Origin of the sequence: Millisia brevis NBRC 105863, from assembly GCF_001552615.1 — a bacterium.
In the GTDB taxonomy this organism is placed as follows: domain Bacteria; phylum Actinomycetota; class Actinomycetes; order Mycobacteriales; family Mycobacteriaceae; genus Millisia; species Millisia brevis.
Window position 1 is genome coordinate 37,699 of the sequence record NZ_BCRN01000009.1, and the last position, 16,888, is coordinate 54,586.

Below are 16,888 nucleotides of genomic sequence, written 5' to 3' on the forward strand. Positions count from 1 at the left end.
ACCGATCAACCGGAAAATGATCATGAAAAGTGGCCGGCTCGGCACAGCTTCGCCATCATGACCACGCCGTGGTGGTCGTCAACCGCCACCATCCGGATGCAGCCGGCGCCGGCGACCTCGGCCGGCATCGGCGCGGTCACCCCCCGTTAGACTGACCCCCGGGCCCGCCTCAGGGAGGGCCTTTTCCGGACACCCCGCCGCTGTCCCTCGACGGCCACAACCCGACGGAGTGCCAGCGTTGATCCTTATCGTGATCGCCCACGCGATCGCCGCTCTCGCCTCGCCGATCCTCGTTGCTCGGCTCGGTCGGCGCGCCTTCCCGTTGCTCGCCCTCGTCCCCGCCGCCGGTGCGGTCTGGGTGGCGCGGACGCCCGCGGACGGCCGGACCGAATCCCTCTCGTGGGTGCCGGCCCTGCACATGCAGCTCGACTTCCGCTTCGACAGTCTCGCCCGCATCATGGCGATGATCGTTCTGGCGGTCGGTGCGCTCGTGCTGGTCTATTGCGCCCGGTACTTCGAGGACGACGAACCCCGGCTCGGCTTCTTCGCCGGTGAGCTGGTCGCCTTCGCGGGCGTCATGTTCGCACTGGTCACCACGGACAACACCCTGGTGTTGCTCATCTTCTGGGAACTGACGACCGTCCTGTCGTTCCTGCTGGTCGGCCACTACGCCGAACGCGCGACGAGCCGGCGAGCCGCCACCCAGGCGCTGCTGGTCACCACGGCCGGCGGTCTGGCGATGTTGATCGGCATCATCGTGCTCGGCGAAATGCCCGGCGGCAGCTATACCTTGTCGGAACTGGTCGCCAACCCGCCGTCCGGAACCGCCGCCGCGACCGGGATCGCGCTGATCCTGGTCGGCGCGCTGAGCAAATCCGCGATCGTCCCGCTGCACTTCTGGTTGCCCGGTGCGATGGCCGCGCCCACCCCGGTCAGCGCCTACCTGCACGCCGCTGCGATGGTGAAGGCGGGCGTCTACCTCGTCGCGCGGCTGTCCCCCGGCTTCTCCGATTCCGGCGCCTGGGCGCCGATGGTGCTCGTGCTCGGCACCGCGTCGATGTTGCTCGCCGGCTGGCGGGCGATGCGCGTCCACGACCTGAAGTTGGTGCTCGCCTACGGCACGGTCAGCCAGTTGGGTCTGATGGTGATGCTCGTCGGGCTGGGCACCGAAACCGCGATGCTCGCCGGCCTGACAATGGTCGTCGCCCACTCGATGTTCAAGGCCGCGCTGTTCATGATCGTCGGCATCATCGACCACAGCGCCGGCACCCGCGATATGCACAAGCTCGGCTGGTTGGGCGACCGCGCCCCGTTCCTGCTGATCATCTCGATCGTCGCCGCGTTCAGCATGGCCGGCCTGCCGCCGTTGCTCGGTTTCGTGGGCAAGGAAGCCGCGCTGGCCGCGGTGGTCGAGACCCCCGTGCTGTCCCCCGCAGCGGGCTGGGCGCTGACCGCGGCCCTGGTGGTCGGATCGATGCTCACCCTCGCCTACAGCATCCGCTTCATCCGCGGCGCCTTCGGTCGCAAGCATCTGCGCCGGCCGAGCAAGGCGGTCGCCAATTGGCACGCGCCGGACGCGTTCTTCCTGTCGGTGCCGACCGTCCTGGCGGCGGCCGGTCTGGTGACCGCGATCGTCTCCCCGTGGCTCGGTTCGATCCTGGAGACCTACAGCTCGCAGGTCCCGGCCCTCGGCCTACCCGGTCGAGCGCCGGCGGGGACCCCGGAGCCGTATACCTACCACCTCTCCCTGTGGCACGGGTTCACCCTCGAACTCGGCCTGACCGCGATCGTGATCGTCGGCGGTGTGGCGATCTACTTCGTCAACCGGGAGATGCTCGCCCGCAGCGCCCTGACCCTGCAGAGCGTCAACGCCGACCGCATCTACGACGCCACCCTGCGCGGTATGGACACCGCGTCCAACCGGCTGACCGGCTTCGTCCAGCGCGGCTCGCTGCCCCTGACCCAGACGATCATCCTGGTCTGCTTCGCCCTGCTGCCCACGATCGTGCTGATCACGGGCGATCGGTCGAATGTCGAGGTCACCCTCTGGTCGAATCCGTGGCAGGTCGTCGTCGGTCTGATCATGATCCCGGTGGCTCTCGCGGCCGTGATCATGCGCAACCGCCTGGCGGCGACCCTGCTGGTCGGCCTGTCCGGGTACGGCGTGGGCGTCATCTTCGCCCTCCAGGGTGCACCGGACCTCGCGCTGACCCAGTTCCTGGTCGAGACGCTGCTGCTGGTGGTCTTCATCCTGGTGCTGCGCAAGCTTCCGCCCGAGGTCGACGAGCGCAACGGCGTCGGCAAGCGCGGGCCGCGCGCGATCCTCGCGATCGCCGTCGGCGCCTCCGCCGCGGCGGTGACCGCCTTCGCCTCGGCCGCCCGCTCGACCGAACCGATCGCCACGATGATCCCGGATCTGGCCTACGAGTTCGGCGACGGAGCCAACCCGGTCAACGTGCTGCTGGTCGACATCCGCGCCTGGGACACCATGGGTGAGGTCGCCGTGCTGGTGGCCGCCGCCACCGGCGTCGCCAGCCTGGTCTTCCGCAATCGGCGATTCGGTACCGCTCCGCGGGTGGCCGACGCCCCGGACGCGGCCACGGAGGGTCGCAGCGGCACCACCTGGTTGCGCGGCGGCACCCTGATCCCGTCGCGCTACCGCTCGCTGATCCTCCAGGTGACCACCCGTCTGGTCTTCCCGACGCTGATGGTGCTGTCGGTGTACTTCTTCTTCTCCGGCCACAACGCACCCGGCGGCGGATTCGCGGGCGGCCTGACCGCCGGACTGGCGCTGGTGCTGCGGTACCTGGCCGGCGGCCGGTACGAACTCGGCGAGACGATCCCGATCGACGCGGGCAAGATCCTCGGAGCCGGCCTCGCCTTCGCCGCGGGCACCGCGATCTTCTCGCTGCTGCTCGGGGCGCCGGTGCTGTCCTCGGCGACCCTCGAGGTCACCCTGCCGATCCTCGGCCACATCAAGCTGGTCACCGCGCTGTTCTTCGACCTGGGGGTCTACCTGATCGTCATCGGCCTGGTACTCGACATCCTGCGCAGCCTCGGCGCGCGCCTGGACTCGTCCGAGGAGCAACTCGCGCTGCGTCGACGGGTGGAGGTGGGCGTCCGATGACCATCGACCTGGGGATGTACCTGGTGATCGGGGTGCTGATCGCGTCCGGCACCTTCCTGCTGATCGAACGCAGCATCACCCGGATGCTGCTCGGGCTGCTGCTGATCGGCAACGGGGTCAACCTGATGCTGATCGTCGCCGGCGGCCCTCCGGGGGAACCGCCACTGGTCGGACGGTTCAGCGACGCCGGTGAAGGTGTGGCCGATCCGTTGGCCCAGGCGATGGTGTTGACCGCGATCGTCATCTCCATGGGTATCGCGGCCTTCGTATTGACTCTCGCTTATCGCTCCTACCAGCTCAACGTCAAGGACGTCCTCGAGGACGACCCCGAGGACACCAGGATCTCCAAGCGTCGCGTCGCCGACGCACCCGACCGGGACCGCTCGGACGATCCGGTCACCGGCGAGCCGAGCATGCGCGGTGACGCCTTCGACGAGAAGGGCAATCCGATCCCCCTCGACAAGCTGACCAACTCGAGCCGCGAGGACATCGAGGCCTACGCCACGCTGCACGACGGCGAGTTCGATGCCGACGAGGGCGATGCGGACGAGGACGACGACGGGTCGGAGCACTCCTCCGCCGGGTCGGGCGGACCGGACGCCGGTACCGACGAGTCGAACGGGGGCCGGCGATGACCAACGAGTTGACCGCGGTCCTCGCGCCGCTGCCGGTGGTCCTGCCGCTGATCGGCTCCGCGATCGCGCTGATGGTCGGCCGCCGCCCGCGCATCCAGCGCGCGGTGACCACGCTGGTGCTGATCGCGCTGGTCATCGTCTCGGCGTTGCTGCTCTATCTGGCCGATACCAACGGCACCTTCGCCCTGCAGGTCGGCGGCTGGGACGCGCCGATCGGCATCACGATCGTGGTCGACCGACTGTCGGCGTTGATGGTGCTGGTATCCACGGTGGTGCTGCTGGCGGTCATCGTCTACGCGATCGGCCAGGGCATCCGGGACGGCAACGGCGAACAACCGGTGTCGATCTTCCTGCCCAGCTACCTGATCCTGACCGCCGGTGTCTGCCAGGCCTTCCTCGCGGGCGACCTGTTCAACCTCTACGTCGGCTTCGAAGTTCTGTTGGTGTCGTCGTTCGTGCTGCTCACCCTGGGAGCGAGCGCGGATCGGGTCCGCGCCGGCGCCAACTACGTGCTGGTTTCGGTGCTGTCGTCGATGATCTTCCTGATCGGCATCGCCGCGACGTACGCGGCCACCGGCACGCTGAACATGGCGCAGATCTCCGAGCGGGTCGGGGACCTGCCGTCCGGTGTGGCCGCCGCGCTCTTCGGCGTCCTGCTGATCGCCTTCGGCATCAAAGCGGCGGTCTTCCCGCTGTCCACCTGGTTGCCGGACTCCTATCCGACGGCCCCGGCCCCGGTCACGGCCGTCTTCGCCGGCCTGCTCACCAAGGTCGGCGTCTACGCGATCATCCGCGCTCACTCGTTGCTGTTCGCCGAGGTCAACCTCAACGGGCTGCTGATGGTCTGCGGTCTGCTGACGATGCTGGTCGGCATCCTCGGTGCGATCGCACAGAACGACATCAAGCGTCTGCTGTCGTTCACGCTGGTCAGCCATATCGGCTACATGATCTTCGGCATCGCGCTGTCCAGCGTCGCCGGCTTGACCGGGGCGGTCTACTACGTCGCCCACCACATCATCGTGCAAACGACGTTGTTCCTGGTGGTGGGGCTGATCGAACGACAAGCCGGGTCGTCGTCGCTACGCCGACTCGGAGGGCTCGCCCAGATGAGCCCGGTACTGGCATTGACGTTCCTGATCCCCGCGCTCAACCTCGGCGGTATCCCGCCGTTCTCCGGCTTCATCGGCAAGGTCGCGCTACTCGAGGCCGGCGTCGAGAACGGTTCGGCGCTGGCGTTGGCCCTGGTGGCGGGCAGTGTGATCACCAGCCTGCTGACGCTGTACGTCGTCGCCCGCGTCTGGACGAAGGCATTCTGGCGGGCCCGCGCCGACGCCCCTGAGGGTGATCTGGCGGACAACAGCCCCAACGCCCTGATCAACGATTCGAACGACATCCAGTTCGCCGATCGCGACGACGTCGGCCGGATGCCGGCGCCGATGCTGCTGCCGACGATCGCGCTGGTCGGAGTGGGCCTGGCGTTGACCGTCTTCGCCGGCCCGATGATCAACATCAGCGAACGCGCCGCGATCGATCTGTCGGACCGTTCGGTCTACATCGACGCCGTGCTCGGGACCGATCCGGACGCTCCGATCGGCCGCGACACCACCAGCCCCGGCGGTGCCGACGCCACCGCGGCGCCGACGACCGAGGGAGCAACGCCATGACCGCCCCGCTGCGCAGCCACGGCGTCGGCAAGCCCCCGCGTCGTCGTGTGATCCTGCGGATGACCGTGCTCGCCTGGCTGACCGGTGTGTGGGTACTGCTGTGGGGGAACCTGTCCTGGGCGAACGTTCTCGGCGGGCTGGTGGTCGCGATCGCGATCACCATGCTGCTGCCCCTGCCCCCGGTCGCGGTCCAGGGGCGGGTGCGGTTCATCTCGCTCGCCAAACTGCTCGTGGCGGTCTGCTACTACTCGATCCTGTCGAGCCTGCAGGCCGCCTGGTTGGCCATTCGCCCCGCCGCCCCGCCGGCAACCGGCGTGATGCGACGGCAGGTGGCGATCAAGTCCGACCTGGTGTTCACGCTGATGGTCGACGCGCTGAACCTGGTGCCCGGCACCATGGTGATCGATATGGATACCCGCCGCCGGCTGCTCTACATCCACGTGCTGGATCTCGGCAGCGAACGGTCGGTTGCCGAGTTCAACCGACTGGTCGACCGCTACGAGAAGTTGTTCCACGAGGCGTTCGAGCGGGAGGAGGACTGGGCACCGGACACCCGGACGTTGAACCGCCCGAAGCCGGACCAGCCGGCGACTCCGGAATCGGGGCCCGCCCCGGCCGACACCACCCCGGACACTCCATCGGCATCCGAGCGAACGGAGGACGATCGATGACCATCGTGCTGTTGATCTGCGGCGTATCCCTGATGATCGCCGCCGTGCTCAGTACCTACCGGGTCATCATCGGCCCGGACACCCTCGATCGCATGGTCGCCGCCGACACGGTGGTCGCCCTGGCGATGTGCGGTCTGACCGTGTGGGCGGTGTACAGCCGGGACACCACCGTCGTGCCGGCGATCGTGACGCTGTCGTTGGTGCTGTTCATCGGATCGGTCGCGGTCGCCCGCTTCCGGGTGCGCGATATCCCGGCGGGAACGAGCCGATGATCGCGACCGTCCTCGACGTCATCTCGGCGTTCTTCCTGCTGTCCGGTTCGCTGTTGTCATTGGCTGCGGCGATCGGCGTCGTGCGCTTCTCCGACACGCTCACCCGCATGCACCCGGCGGGCAAGCCGCAGGTGGTCGGCCTGATCCTGGTGGCGATCGGCGCGATCATCAGCCTGCGCGGCAGCTCCGATATTTGGATGCTGGTGCTCGCCGGGATCTTCACCGCCCTGACCACCCCGGTGATCGCCTACACGGTCGCCCGGGTCGCCTATCACGAGCAGCGGGTGCGCGACGGCATCCTGGTGATCGATACGCCGACCCCGGAGGAGAGCGAGTCGCCGAACTAGGCTCGGCCGGCAGATCCGGCGGTCAGCCGGGAACGGGTCCCACCAGGCCGTGGAACCAGTCGAGAATCTGCTCGCCGGCGGCGATCCCGGAGACGGTGGTGACCGTCAGGCCGTTGCTGGTCCAACCCAATTGGTGCAGTTCACCATGGGCCGGGCGGATCGCCCGATCGGCGGCCTCGAGCATGACGGCGTCGAGGGCCCCGTCGCCGGCCGCCAGCAGGGGAGCGTCCGGGGCGAGGCGGTCCTCGGCGATCAGCCGTTCCCGCACGTACGCCAGCGCGGAGGCCTTGTCGACGGCGTTGGGCATCGCGTAGATCTTGCGGCCCTGCTGGGAGACATTCCAGCCGCGCTCGCCCGCCCACAGTTGCAGGATGGCCAGGGCGTCGGCGGGCTGCTCGGCCGGCTCGACCACCAGGTAGCAGAACAGGCCGTCGGCGATCCGGCGTTTGCGGATCCAGGAGGTGTCCTCGCCGATCAGGATGCCGGTGAACAGCACGTGCGCCACCTCGTCGAGCGCGGCGGCCCGGTCGCGGGCCATGCGCCGGCTGCGGATGTCGATCCACTCGGGATCGGCCGTCCCGTCCCACAGCACCGTGCCACCGTTGGCGACCACCGCCGGGCTGTGCGGGCCGCCGGGCAGGTGAATCCGCTGGTACTGCTCGACGGTGCGGGTGGTCACCGGAACCACTGCCGCCCGCCGCGTCAGGTCGCGCAACAACTCCGCGGATCGGGCGGTCAGATAGGACAGCTCCTGCCCGTCGAGCCATTCGACGCAGAGCATGTCGTCGCTCGGGTCGGCGGCGCTCGCGGCACGCGAGTAGATCATCGTGCGGTCTAGGTCGGTGGCGACCAGTGTCGCGGCGGGGGCGGTCACGAGGTCGCGGTGTGCTCGGGGGCGGGGCCGGGGTCGTCCTCGGAGACGTCGCGGACCAGGCCCATGCACGAGTAGGCGAGGTCGGACACCACGTCGACCGGGACGCCGCGGTCGGCGGCCAGCAGGCGGATGTGGCGGTGATCGGGATCGTCGGCGCTGCGCACCAGCACCCGCCAGGGCACCCGCCGCAGCAGCACCCGGGTGGTCTCGCCGACACCGGGCTTGACGAAATTGACCGTCGAGATGCCGTACTCGGCGCGCACCTTGTCCACCGACGCCCAGCCGGACCAGGTCGGGGTGCGATCGGAGGCGCGCACCGCGTCGGCCTGTGCGCGGGCGGCGGCCGGGTCGAAGCGCGCGGACACCGCGTCGAGCAGCTTTCCGGAGGCGTCGACCCCGGCGAGCTCCCGGTAGAACTTCGCCCCGTGGAAATCGTTCGGGCCGATCAGGTCGCGGTTGAGCACGGTGCGCGAGACCAGCCCGGAGACCGTCGAGTTGAGGCAGGCCGACGCGATCAGGAAGTCGTCGCGAGTGCCGTAGGTGCGCACGCACTCCCCCGGGTCGGCGAGCACCGCCAACTCCGAATTGAACCCGGTCCCCTCCAGGGCGGCGTCGAGTTCCCGCGCGATGGCGCCCTTCCCGGTCCACCCGTCGATGAAGACCACCGCCGCCGGATCGTGCCGGCGACGCAGGTAGTCGAGCGCGACGGTGTCGATACCGCGACCCCGCACGATCGAGATCGTGTAGTGCGGCAGGTCGAGGTCGAGCGCCGCGCGGGCGTAGCGGCGCGCCAGGATGCCGATCGGGGTGCCGGCGCGGGCGAGTGAGACCAGGGCGACATCACGGCCGCGTTCGGCGACGATCAGTTCGGTCATCGCCCCGACGGCGACCGCCAGGCGTTCGGCGCTCTCGGCGAGTACCGCGTCGAACAGGTCCTGATAGCGCTCGTCGGGTTGATATTCGATCGGCAACGATTCCGCGTAGTGGGCGCGGCCGCTCTGTACCGCCGCCTCGCGCTGCTCGGTCGGGGCCTCGAGGTGAAAGCCCGAGAGATCCTTCAGCAGCCAGGTGACCTCGTCGGGCGCATAGGAACCGAAGTGCGGGCCGGTCAGCGCGGGCGGTTCGGCCACGGTCACAACGTCTCCATTCGTCGGGCGGCAGCGGCGGGGTCGGCGCCGCGCAGGACGACGACCAGCACATCGGCGCCGGATCGTCGCAGGGCGGCGACCACCCCGTCGTCGGCGGTCAGCCAGGGGGTATCGGCGGGCTCGTCGAGCACCAGGATCAGCACCGGGCTCGCCGGTCCGGTGGTCGGCAGGTCGGGGTCGGCGGCGTTGTAGAGGTAGCGCGCGACGGTGTCCCCCTCGGGCGCGACGAACGAGAAGCCACGCCGCAGTGGATATCCCGGTGCGGCGCTCACATACGCCGGGGAGCGGGTGGTCGTCTGGAAGCGGGTGGGACGACCATCGGCGAGGCGTTCGGCGATCCGCAGCGGCAGGTACATCAGCTCCTCGTGGCCGATGACGATCGCCGCCCGACCCGGTGCGAGGCGCTGGTCGATCCGTGCGGCGGTCGCGTCGATCGCGGCACCGAAGGCGGCCCGGTCGGAGTCGAGGAAGCCATGCCGACCACCCTCGGGAACCGTTGCGGACCAGTCGATATCGAGCCGATCCAGGGTTCCTGCCGAGGGCGCGTCGGGAACGACGTCGGGGTCGGGCAACTCGGCGACCCGCTCGATCAGCCCCTCGGGCAGATGGACACGACCGCGAGCGAGCGAGGCCGCCAGAATGGGAACCCCGAGGCGCTCCCCCAGCGCATGTGCCGCCGCCACGTCGGCGTCGGTGCGCACGTCGACCAACGACGCGATGACGTACATCGGTGCCGGACGCACTCGGTGGAAGCCCTCGATCGCGGCCAGAACGGTTTTGCCGGTGGAGATCTCGTCGTCCACCAGGATCAGCGGCGCATCGGGGGTCGGGCGGTCGACCGTGGTGAGCAGCAGATGATCGGTCGCATGCGAGTGCCCCTCCTGGAACTCGCCGGCGACGGCGATTCCCGGCACCGGCCGCCGCGTCGACTGCAGGTACCACCGCGCGCCGATCGCCTCTGCCACCGAATGTCCCAACCCGGTGGCGGTTTCGGCGAAGCCGAAGACGTCGACCGCGTCGGCGGCGCCGCCCGCCGCGGCGAGGACCTCGCGGCACCGGTCGGCCAATTGACCGGCGGCGTCCAGGGCGCGCTGCGGCGGAATGGGAATGTGCTTGCCCAGCACCGTCGAGACCAGCAGATGCGCCCGCCGCGGATTGCGGCGCAGCCCGAGGATCACCAGTTCGTTCAGGTCCCTGCCGACCGGGGAGTCGACGTGGACCAGTTCCACGCCGAGCGCCAGGTCGTCGGTGTGCTCGTCGGATCGGGTCATCGCTGCGCCAGCGCGGTGATCAGGTCGACGAACGAGACGCCCTCGGCGGCCACCCCGAAGGCCGCTGCCCGCCGCATCGTCGCCTGCGCCCAGGCCATATGCGGCTTCACCTCGTTCATCTTGTTGCGATACTCCGAAGCGCGTACGCCACTGCGGGAATCGTGCCCGACGATGTCGGAGGCGTCGTGGTACTCCTCGGCGGTCACCACCGCCAGCGCGTGCACCGCCGGTACGTGCGACGGGTGGATCACCGTCTTGCCCAGCAGGCCGTTGGCACGGTCGAGGGCGACCTCGCGCAGCAGCCCGTCGAGATCCCGGCTGACCAGGTGGTTACGGAAGCGGACCTCGTTCTGTTCGGCGAACGGTGAGGCGCGCAGCATCGGGCGGAACATCCGCTCGTGGTCGGCGAAGTACTCCCAGACCGGCCCGCTGACGACAAATCCGGAACCGTCCGAGCGGCCGAGATGATTGACGATCGAGGCGATCGCGTCGCCGACGACGCGCACCTCGTAGATGGTCAGGTCGCGGTCGCGGCGGATGCCGAAGGTCCCGCAGAGGTCGGTGGCACCGATGCGCACGGCCAGGACGAAATCTCGATACTGCCCCAACAATTCTCGCAAAGCGGACAATTCGGCCTCGCGTGTTTCGCGATGGGCGATCAGCCGCGACTCCAGAACGGGCATCACCAGGAAGCGCCGACCCGCTCGCAGACTCTCCTCGCGCACCGCGTCGAGCAGTTCCCGACCGGAACGGGACTCGAACTTGGGCAGCACGAACCCGGCGAGCACCGCCAGGCCGTCCCCCGCGTCGGCGCAGACCGCACGCAGATGGTCGATCGTGCGAACCCGCACGAAGAGCAGACATCCCGGGTCGCCGCGGCCGGCGATCTGATCGAGCGCGGCGATCGCGGCCCGCACCGCGTCGTCGACCGACTCGTCGGCCACCGCGTCCTCGAGGTCGATCACGATCGACCGCACCCCTTCGGATGCCCGCTTGAGGATGACCGCGGCCAGATCCTCGCGGGTCCCCGGCACGTACAACGTCGCACCCAGTGCGGTTGCGATCAAGCAGATCTCGGAATCGAGACCGAAGACGTGCGGAGGCACGTCGAAGAGCCTGGTCCGGACGTCCGCATCGAGATGGCTGAAATGCTGCACTGCACTACCTTTCCGACCACGCCGACATTCGATCATCGACGACCCGCCGAGCTAGTGCCCGCCGACGTCGGATCCACGCATCCGGTCCACCGTCGTGGCGATGAATTCCTCGATCGCACGCATCTCGCGAAGGTACCGCCAGTGGTCCGGACGGCCCTGACCGTCGAGCTCTGCACGCGCACGACGGATCCGGGCATGCTGAGCATCCAGTACCGAGCCCCATTCGGCAACCAGTCCGCGGTTCACCGCGTACCTTTGTGCGTCACGTAACCGGAAGTTCACTCGCCGCTCGACCTCCTCGGGATGGTCGCGGACCTCGCGCAGCGCGGTCAGCCGATCGACGACCTGCGCGACCAACTCGTCGGCCTCCCGCAATTCCGATCGCGCCGCGCCGATCAGATCCAGAGCGGTGTCGGGGTCGGACGCCTCGACCCGGCGCGCCTGATCGACGTGCTCGGTCGCGGCGGCGGCCAGGTCCTCCGCGCGACGCCGATTGCCGGTCACGTCCTCGGAGGCGGCGGCGACGAACTCGCGCAGCAGCGCCGAGTAGGCACCGCTGAGTCGATCGACGCGGGTGTGGATGCCCTCGATCCGGGTGCGCACCGAGGCGATCGCCGAGCGCGCACGCCCGGCGGCCTCGGGGGCGGCGACGATGGCCGCGTCGTATCCGGCGACCGCTTCGCGCACCCGGCGGGCGGCGGCGAGGGTGGGTTCCGGCCCCGTCGCGGCATCGAGGGCGTTCAGCGCGCCCGCCACCTCGCCGCGCGCGGCGACCACGGTGCGATATCCCGCGAAACTGTCGGCGGTCAGCGCGGCGCGCGCGGCCACCCGGGCCTGGCCGGCGAGTTGCGGGGCGATCGAGGCACGCTGAACGGCGGCGTCCAGGATCTCCCGACGCGGCAGGTAGAAGTCGTCCACAGCGCGGGCAGCGGCGCTCAACTGTTCTGTCACCGAGGTGAATTCGTTGAACGCTTCCTCGGTGACCACATCGGTCATCCGCTCGGTCACCGCGAGGTAGCGCGCGCCCGCGGCGTAACAGAGCTCCCGGACACGAGTCCACTGCTCGCGCAGCGCGGCGTCGCCGGTCCCGCGACCGATCGATTCGACCGCGCGGTCGGCGGCGGACTGGCGGGCCTCGAGATCCAGGAAGGCCGAGACCGACGCCGTGCGCGCATGGGCGATCGCATCCTCCCTGTCGGAGGAACGCGAAAGCCTTCCCGGCCACCGGCTCGACATCGGCAACCATCCTATCGGCGCGGGCGCCCAACAACCCCGTCGAACCTGCCCGTATCGCCCGGACGACCCATCGGGCACGATGAACGCTGTCACCGCGGCCCCACCGGCTTGCCGGCTCGCACGGCTACGGTGGGAACGACACGGCGGCAACGGTGCGCTCCCGGCGGGCGCGCGGTCCGTCACGACATCGCACACACCAACGAAAGGTAACGGCAATGGGTGTCAGCCTCACCAAGGGCGGCAACGTTTCGCTGACCAAGCAGGCCCCGAACCTCACCGCGGTCGCGGTGGGACTCGGCTGGGACGTACGCACCACCACCGGCACCGACTTCGACCTCGACGCCAGCGCGATCGCGCTCGGCACCGACAAGAAGGTCGTCTCCGACCAGCACTTCATCTTCTTCAACAACCTGCGCAGCCCCGACGGCTCGATCGAGCACCAGGGCGACAACCTGACCGGTGAGGGCGACGGCGACGACGAGGTCGTCAACGTCAACCTCGTCGCGGTCCCCACCGAGATCGACTCGATCGTCTTCCCGGTCTCGATCTACGACGCCGATTCGCGCAGCCAGTCCTTCGGCCAGGTCCGCAATGCGTTCATCCGCATCGTCGACCAGTCGAACAACAACGAGCTCGCCCGCTACGACCTGAGCGAGGACGCCTCGACCGAGACCGCGATGGTCTTCGGCGAGCTCTACCGCAATGGCCCCGAGTGGAAGTTCCGCGCCGTCGGCCAGGGCTACGCCTCCGGTTTGGCCGGAATTGCCCGCGATTTCGGCGTGAATGTCTGACATGTCTTGATTGTCCGATTCGCGTCGGACACAACGCGGCCCCGCCCCGACAGTCGTCGAGGCGGGGCCCGTATCGTCCCGATCGAGTACTTCGCGAGGTCGCCCCACGCGCGGAACTCGCCATCCCGGGGCCGCGTTGACTCCTTCGGGATCAGGACTCTCTCGGCGACCGCAACGCAGCGTGCCCGCTCCGCCGGAGCGCAGGTACCACGCCGAGGGAGCAGTGCCCGTCCCAACAGCTAACGGAAAGGCCTCACAGGGTGGTCATTCGGGTATTCGGAATCTCCATAGTGGTGACCATCGTGTCGCTGATCGTCGGCTTCCTCTACGGAGGATGGACCGGATTGGCGTTGGTGCTGATCCTCGGCATCCTCGAGGTGTCGCTGTCGTTCGACAACGCCGTGATCAATGCGACCGTGCTGCGCCGGATGAGCGAATTCTGGCAGCGCATCTTCCTCACGATCGGCATCCTGATCGCCGTCTTCGGTATGCGGCTGATCTTCCCGCTGGTCATCGTGTGGGCCGCCTCGGGCAAGAACCCGGTGGACGCGTTCAATCTCGCGCTGAACCCGCCGGCCGACGACGCCGCCTACTTCCCCGACGGCAGCCCCAGCTACGAGACGATCATGCTCGACGCCCATCCGACGATCGCGGCGTTCGGCGGCATGTTCCTGATGATGCTGTTCCTGAACTTCATCTTCGAAGACCGCGAGATCACCTGGCTGTCCTGGATCGAACGCCCGCTCGCGCGGATCGGCAAGCTCGATCAGCTCGCGGTGGTCGTCGCGGCGATCGCCCTGGTGCTCGCCGCCGAATTCCTTGCGGACTCCGAGGATGTCGCGACCGTCCTGCTGTCCGGCATTCTCGGCATGATCACCTATATCGCGGTCAACGGCCTCGGTGAGCTGTTCAACCTGCCCGAGGAAGGCGAGGAGGACGAGGAGCCGCAGCGCTCCGGCGGCCCGACCGAACTGGCGAAGGCGACCGGCAAGGCCGGCTTCTTCCTGTTCCTCTACCTCGAGGTCCTCGACGCGTCGTTCTCCTTCGACGGCGTCATCGGCGCCTTCGCGATCACCTCGGACCCGATCATCATCGCCCTGGGCCTCGGCTTCATCGGCGCGATGTTCGTCCGCTCGATCACCGTCTACCTCGTCCGCAAGGGCACGCTGAACGACTACGTGTACCTCGAGCACGGTGCCCACTGGGCGATCGGCGCGCTCGCGACCATCCTGCTGGTCTCGATCGGCATCCACGTCAACGAGGTGATCACCGGCCTGGTCGGTGTGGTCCTGATCGGCTTGGCGTTCTGGTCGAGCGTACGGCGCAACCGGGCGGCCGCCACTGCGGAAACCGTGGACGCCTGACCCACCCGCACAGGGGCGGTACCGATCCGACATCCGTGATCGGTACCGCTCAGGTCCACAACTCCCGGACCACCGACTCGACGACAGCGCCGAGGTTCCCGTTCTCGCGGGCAACCCGGCGCTGTCGTTGATAGGAGGCCCCCAGCCGCGGGATCTCGGCCACCGAGGCCAATTCCGCGGCGCAGCCCAGGCGGGCGGCGACCGGGGTGAGCCGTTCGAGCAGATCGTTCAGGTCGTCGGTGACCAGCCGTTCGTTGCCGTCCGCGTCGAGGATGATCTCCGCGTCCAGCCCGTACCGTGCCGCGCGCCACTTGTTTTCCTGGACATGCCAGGGCGGCATCGACGGCAGGGTCTCGCCGCGGTCGAGCCGGGCATCGGCGTCGACGACCAGGCAGTGCACCAGCGCCACCAGGGCGGCCAGCTCCCGACGGGTCGGCACGGCATCGCAGATCCGCACCTCGATCGTGCCCAGCCGCGGCGACGGCCGGATATCCCAACGGATCTCGCCGAGCTGATCGATGACACCGGTGTGCATCTGGTCGCCGACGAAGCTCTCGAACTGCCCCCAGTTCTCGAACTGGAAGGGCAGACCGGCGGTGGGCAACTGCTGGAAGAGCATCGCGCGGTTGCTCGCGTAGCCGGTGTCGATCGCCGACCACACCGGCGACGACGCCGACAGGGCGAGCAGGTGCGGATACTGCAGCAAAAGCGAATTCAGGATCGGGAAGACCCGGTCTGCGGAGCGCACCCCGACGTGCACGTGCACACCCCAGATCAGCATCTGCCGGCCCCACCACTGGGTCCGCGCGATCAGCTCCGCGTAATGCGGTGCGTCGTTGACCTGTTGGGCCGACCACTCGGCAAACGGGTGGGTGCCGGCGCCGAAGAGGTCGACCCCCATCGGGTCGGTCACCCGCCGCGCCAGCGCCAGCGATTCACCGAGATCGTCCATCGCCTCGGCGACGGTCGTGTTGATCCCGGTGACCAACTCGATCGTATTGCGCAGGAACTCCTTGGTGATCCGATGCCCGTCCGGACCGGCGAGCGCGTCGATCCGGGCCAGCACATCGCCGGCGGCGTTCGACAGGTCGCCGGTCGCCCGATCGACCAGACCGAGTTCCCACTCGACGCCGAGTGTCGGTCGCGGCGAACCGACGAACGGTATCGACGCCGGCCGACGACCGGTCACCACAGCACCCGCAGCCTCCGCCGGGTCGTCAGCTCAGTACGGCGCAGGCCTGGCGCTCCTGGGCGCCGGCGTCCTGCCGAGAGATGATCAGCGAACCGGTCTCCGGGGGCACGTCGGCGCTGAACGCGAGCGCACCACTGCCGTCGGCGGCGATCACCAGCGGGGCGATCGGCACCGCGGCGCCGTCGATGACCAGTTCGTCACCGGCGGACTGGAACGGGAACTGCGCGTCGTTGACCGCGGCGGCCGACGGCTCGCAGACCGCACCGGTGTGGAAGGTCAGGTCGTAGGTGCCCGGCTCGAGCGTGGAGCCGGCCTCGACGGCGACATCGACGTCCAGGACGTCACCGGTGCCCTCGCGGGTGGACTGCACGGTGCCGATCGACGCGCCGTCGGCGGTGATCAGCTCGACGACGTGTCCGACCTCGGCGCCACCCTCCTCCGAGGAGTGGTCCGCCTCGGATCCGGGCGAGGTGCTACCGGTCCACACCGGAGGTGTGGTGCCCGGGATATCGGAGGCGTACTGCTGGGTGCTGCACCCGGCGACGGCCAGGGCGAGCGCCGCCAATGGCACGGTGACGCCGAGCGAGCGGGGCAGGACACGGATGGGCGCGGACATACGGTGCGGGCTCCTTCGGGTTCGCGGCTCAGCTCGCCGACAGGATCTCGTGCCGCCGAGGCTCGTTGGGAATCCTAGCCGCTCCACGCCGTCGACAACGACGATGTGGACACGAACGCCGGAGACCATGCGGAGGCGAGGGCCGCGGAGGTCGTCGAGGTGTCGTCGTCCCCACCCAGCGACACCAGTCCGATACCCGCGAAGACGATCGCCAGAGCGATCAACACCATCGCCAGCGCCCGGAGGGGAAGACCGGATCCGCCGCCCTCGGCGCGCGGCTCGGGGCGGGCGTGGCCGGCGGGCTGCGAACGGCTCGCGGAACGGGAATGACGAGGCGGCCGCGTCTGCGGACCGGAACGCGAGGGGTCTCCGGAGCTCGGATCGCTCATCGGATGGACATCCCGCGTCACCTCTGTCCGCACAGTCGCGCTATCGCCGAGTGGTTGCCTGTCGAGGGTACGTCACCGAGGAATGTGGCCGGAAAACCAACAGATGGTGTCTGCTCGATGGTGTCGGGGTGACT

Annotated in this window: 16 protein-coding genes; 8 read left to right on the top strand and 8 right to left on the bottom strand. The window is 69.0% G+C overall.

Going from position 1 to position 16,888, the window contains the following annotated elements:
* The first annotated feature begins 238 nt into the window (after nucleotides 1–238).
* From MB1_RS13700 to mnhG, 6 genes are read left to right on the top strand one after another with little or no spacing between them, the layout of a single operon-like run.
* Nucleotides 239–3,127: a Na+/H+ antiporter subunit A gene (locus MB1_RS13700; protein WP_066908134.1), complete on the top strand. Its 2,889-nt coding sequence runs from the start codon at nucleotides 239–241 to the stop codon at nucleotides 3,125–3,127.
* Nucleotides 3,124–3,762: a Na(+)/H(+) antiporter subunit C gene (locus MB1_RS13705; RefSeq protein ID WP_066908137.1), complete on the top strand. Its 639-nt coding sequence runs from the start codon at nucleotides 3,124–3,126 to the stop codon at nucleotides 3,760–3,762. Before MB1_RS13700 ends, MB1_RS13705 begins: the two co-directional genes overlap by 4 nt.
* Nucleotides 3,759–5,426: a Na+/H+ antiporter subunit D gene (locus MB1_RS13710; protein WP_084351748.1), complete on the top strand. Its 1,668-nt coding sequence runs from the start codon at nucleotides 3,759–3,761 to the stop codon at nucleotides 5,424–5,426. Before MB1_RS13705 ends, MB1_RS13710 begins: the two co-directional genes overlap by 4 nt.
* Nucleotides 5,423–6,097 carry a Na+/H+ antiporter subunit E gene (locus MB1_RS13715; protein WP_084351750.1) on the top strand — a complete coding sequence of 225 codons (675 nt, stop codon included), beginning with the start codon at nucleotides 5,423–5,425 and terminating at the stop codon, nucleotides 6,095–6,097. The genes MB1_RS13710 and MB1_RS13715 overlap by 4 nt, the downstream gene beginning before the upstream one ends.
* Nucleotides 6,094–6,369: a monovalent cation/H+ antiporter complex subunit F gene (locus MB1_RS13720; protein ID WP_066908140.1), complete on the top strand. Its 276-nt coding sequence runs from the start codon at nucleotides 6,094–6,096 to the stop codon at nucleotides 6,367–6,369. The genes MB1_RS13715 and MB1_RS13720 overlap by 4 nt, the downstream gene beginning before the upstream one ends.
* Entirely contained in the window at nucleotides 6,366–6,716 is a 351-nt protein-coding gene (gene mnhG, locus MB1_RS13725) for a monovalent cation/H(+) antiporter subunit G (protein WP_439646945.1), read from the top strand. The genes MB1_RS13720 and mnhG overlap by 4 nt, the downstream gene beginning before the upstream one ends.
* A gap of 22 nt (nucleotides 6,717–6,738) precedes the next feature.
* Here the strand turns inward: mnhG and MB1_RS13730 are convergent, their stop codons facing one another.
* Genes MB1_RS13730 through MB1_RS13750 form a run of 5 tightly spaced genes read right to left on the bottom strand, consistent with a single transcriptional unit; the run spans nucleotide 6,739 to nucleotide 12,402 of the window.
* A complete protein-coding gene (locus MB1_RS13730; protein WP_066908144.1) occupies nucleotides 6,739–7,590 on the bottom strand; it encodes a hypothetical protein in 852 nt (283 codons plus the stop codon).
* On the bottom strand, nucleotides 7,587–8,726 hold the full coding sequence (locus MB1_RS13735) for a cysteine protease StiP family protein (RefSeq protein ID WP_245650187.1): 1,140 nt from the start codon (nucleotides 8,724–8,726) through the stop codon (nucleotides 7,587–7,589). The genes MB1_RS13730 and MB1_RS13735 overlap by 4 nt, the downstream gene beginning before the upstream one ends.
* Nucleotides 8,723–10,009 (bottom strand): phosphoribosyltransferase family protein, encoded by a 1,287-nt coding sequence (locus tag MB1_RS13740; protein WP_066908147.1) that lies wholly within the window; start codon nucleotides 10,007–10,009, stop codon nucleotides 8,723–8,725. Before MB1_RS13740 ends, MB1_RS13735 begins: the two co-directional genes overlap by 4 nt.
* The gene (locus MB1_RS13745) at nucleotides 10,006–11,166 is read right to left on the bottom strand and encodes an HpcH/HpaI aldolase/citrate lyase family protein (RefSeq protein WP_066908150.1); all 1,161 of its coding nucleotides are present in this window, start codon (nucleotides 11,164–11,166) and stop codon (nucleotides 10,006–10,008) included. Before MB1_RS13745 ends, MB1_RS13740 begins: the two co-directional genes overlap by 4 nt.
* A 51-nt stretch (nucleotides 11,167–11,217) precedes the next feature.
* Nucleotides 11,218–12,402: a hypothetical protein gene (locus MB1_RS13750; RefSeq protein ID WP_066908152.1), complete on the bottom strand. Its 1,185-nt coding sequence runs from the start codon at nucleotides 12,400–12,402 to the stop codon at nucleotides 11,218–11,220.
* A 215-nt stretch (nucleotides 12,403–12,617) separates the two neighbouring features.
* Between MB1_RS13750 and MB1_RS13755 the strand changes: the two genes are divergently transcribed.
* Nucleotides 12,618–13,193 carry a TerD family protein gene (locus tag MB1_RS13755; RefSeq protein ID WP_066908155.1) on the top strand — a complete coding sequence of 192 codons (576 nt, stop codon included), beginning with the start codon at nucleotides 12,618–12,620 and terminating at the stop codon, nucleotides 13,191–13,193.
* Between the two features lie 260 nt (nucleotides 13,194–13,453).
* The gene (locus MB1_RS13760) at nucleotides 13,454–14,557 is read left to right on the top strand and encodes a DUF475 domain-containing protein (protein WP_066908158.1); all 1,104 of its coding nucleotides are present in this window, start codon (nucleotides 13,454–13,456) and stop codon (nucleotides 14,555–14,557) included.
* Between the two features lie 49 nt (nucleotides 14,558–14,606).
* On the opposite strand, the gene MB1_RS13765 is transcribed toward MB1_RS13760, so the two are convergent.
* From MB1_RS13765 to MB1_RS26820, 3 genes are all read right to left on the bottom strand, one after another.
* A complete protein-coding gene (locus MB1_RS13765) occupies nucleotides 14,607–15,746 on the bottom strand; it encodes a glutamate--cysteine ligase (RefSeq protein ID WP_174531960.1) in 1,140 nt (379 codons plus the stop codon).
* A 28-nt stretch (nucleotides 15,747–15,774) separates the two neighbouring features.
* Nucleotides 15,775–16,365 carry a hypothetical protein gene (locus tag MB1_RS13770; protein ID WP_066908161.1) on the bottom strand — a complete coding sequence of 197 codons (591 nt, stop codon included), beginning with the start codon at nucleotides 16,363–16,365 and terminating at the stop codon, nucleotides 15,775–15,777.
* A gap of 74 nt (nucleotides 16,366–16,439) precedes the next feature.
* Nucleotides 16,440–16,754, bottom strand: a complete 315-nt coding sequence (locus MB1_RS26820; RefSeq protein ID WP_281190067.1) for a hypothetical protein — start codon at nucleotides 16,752–16,754, stop codon at nucleotides 16,440–16,442.
* Nucleotides 16,755–16,888 lie beyond the last annotated feature (134 nt).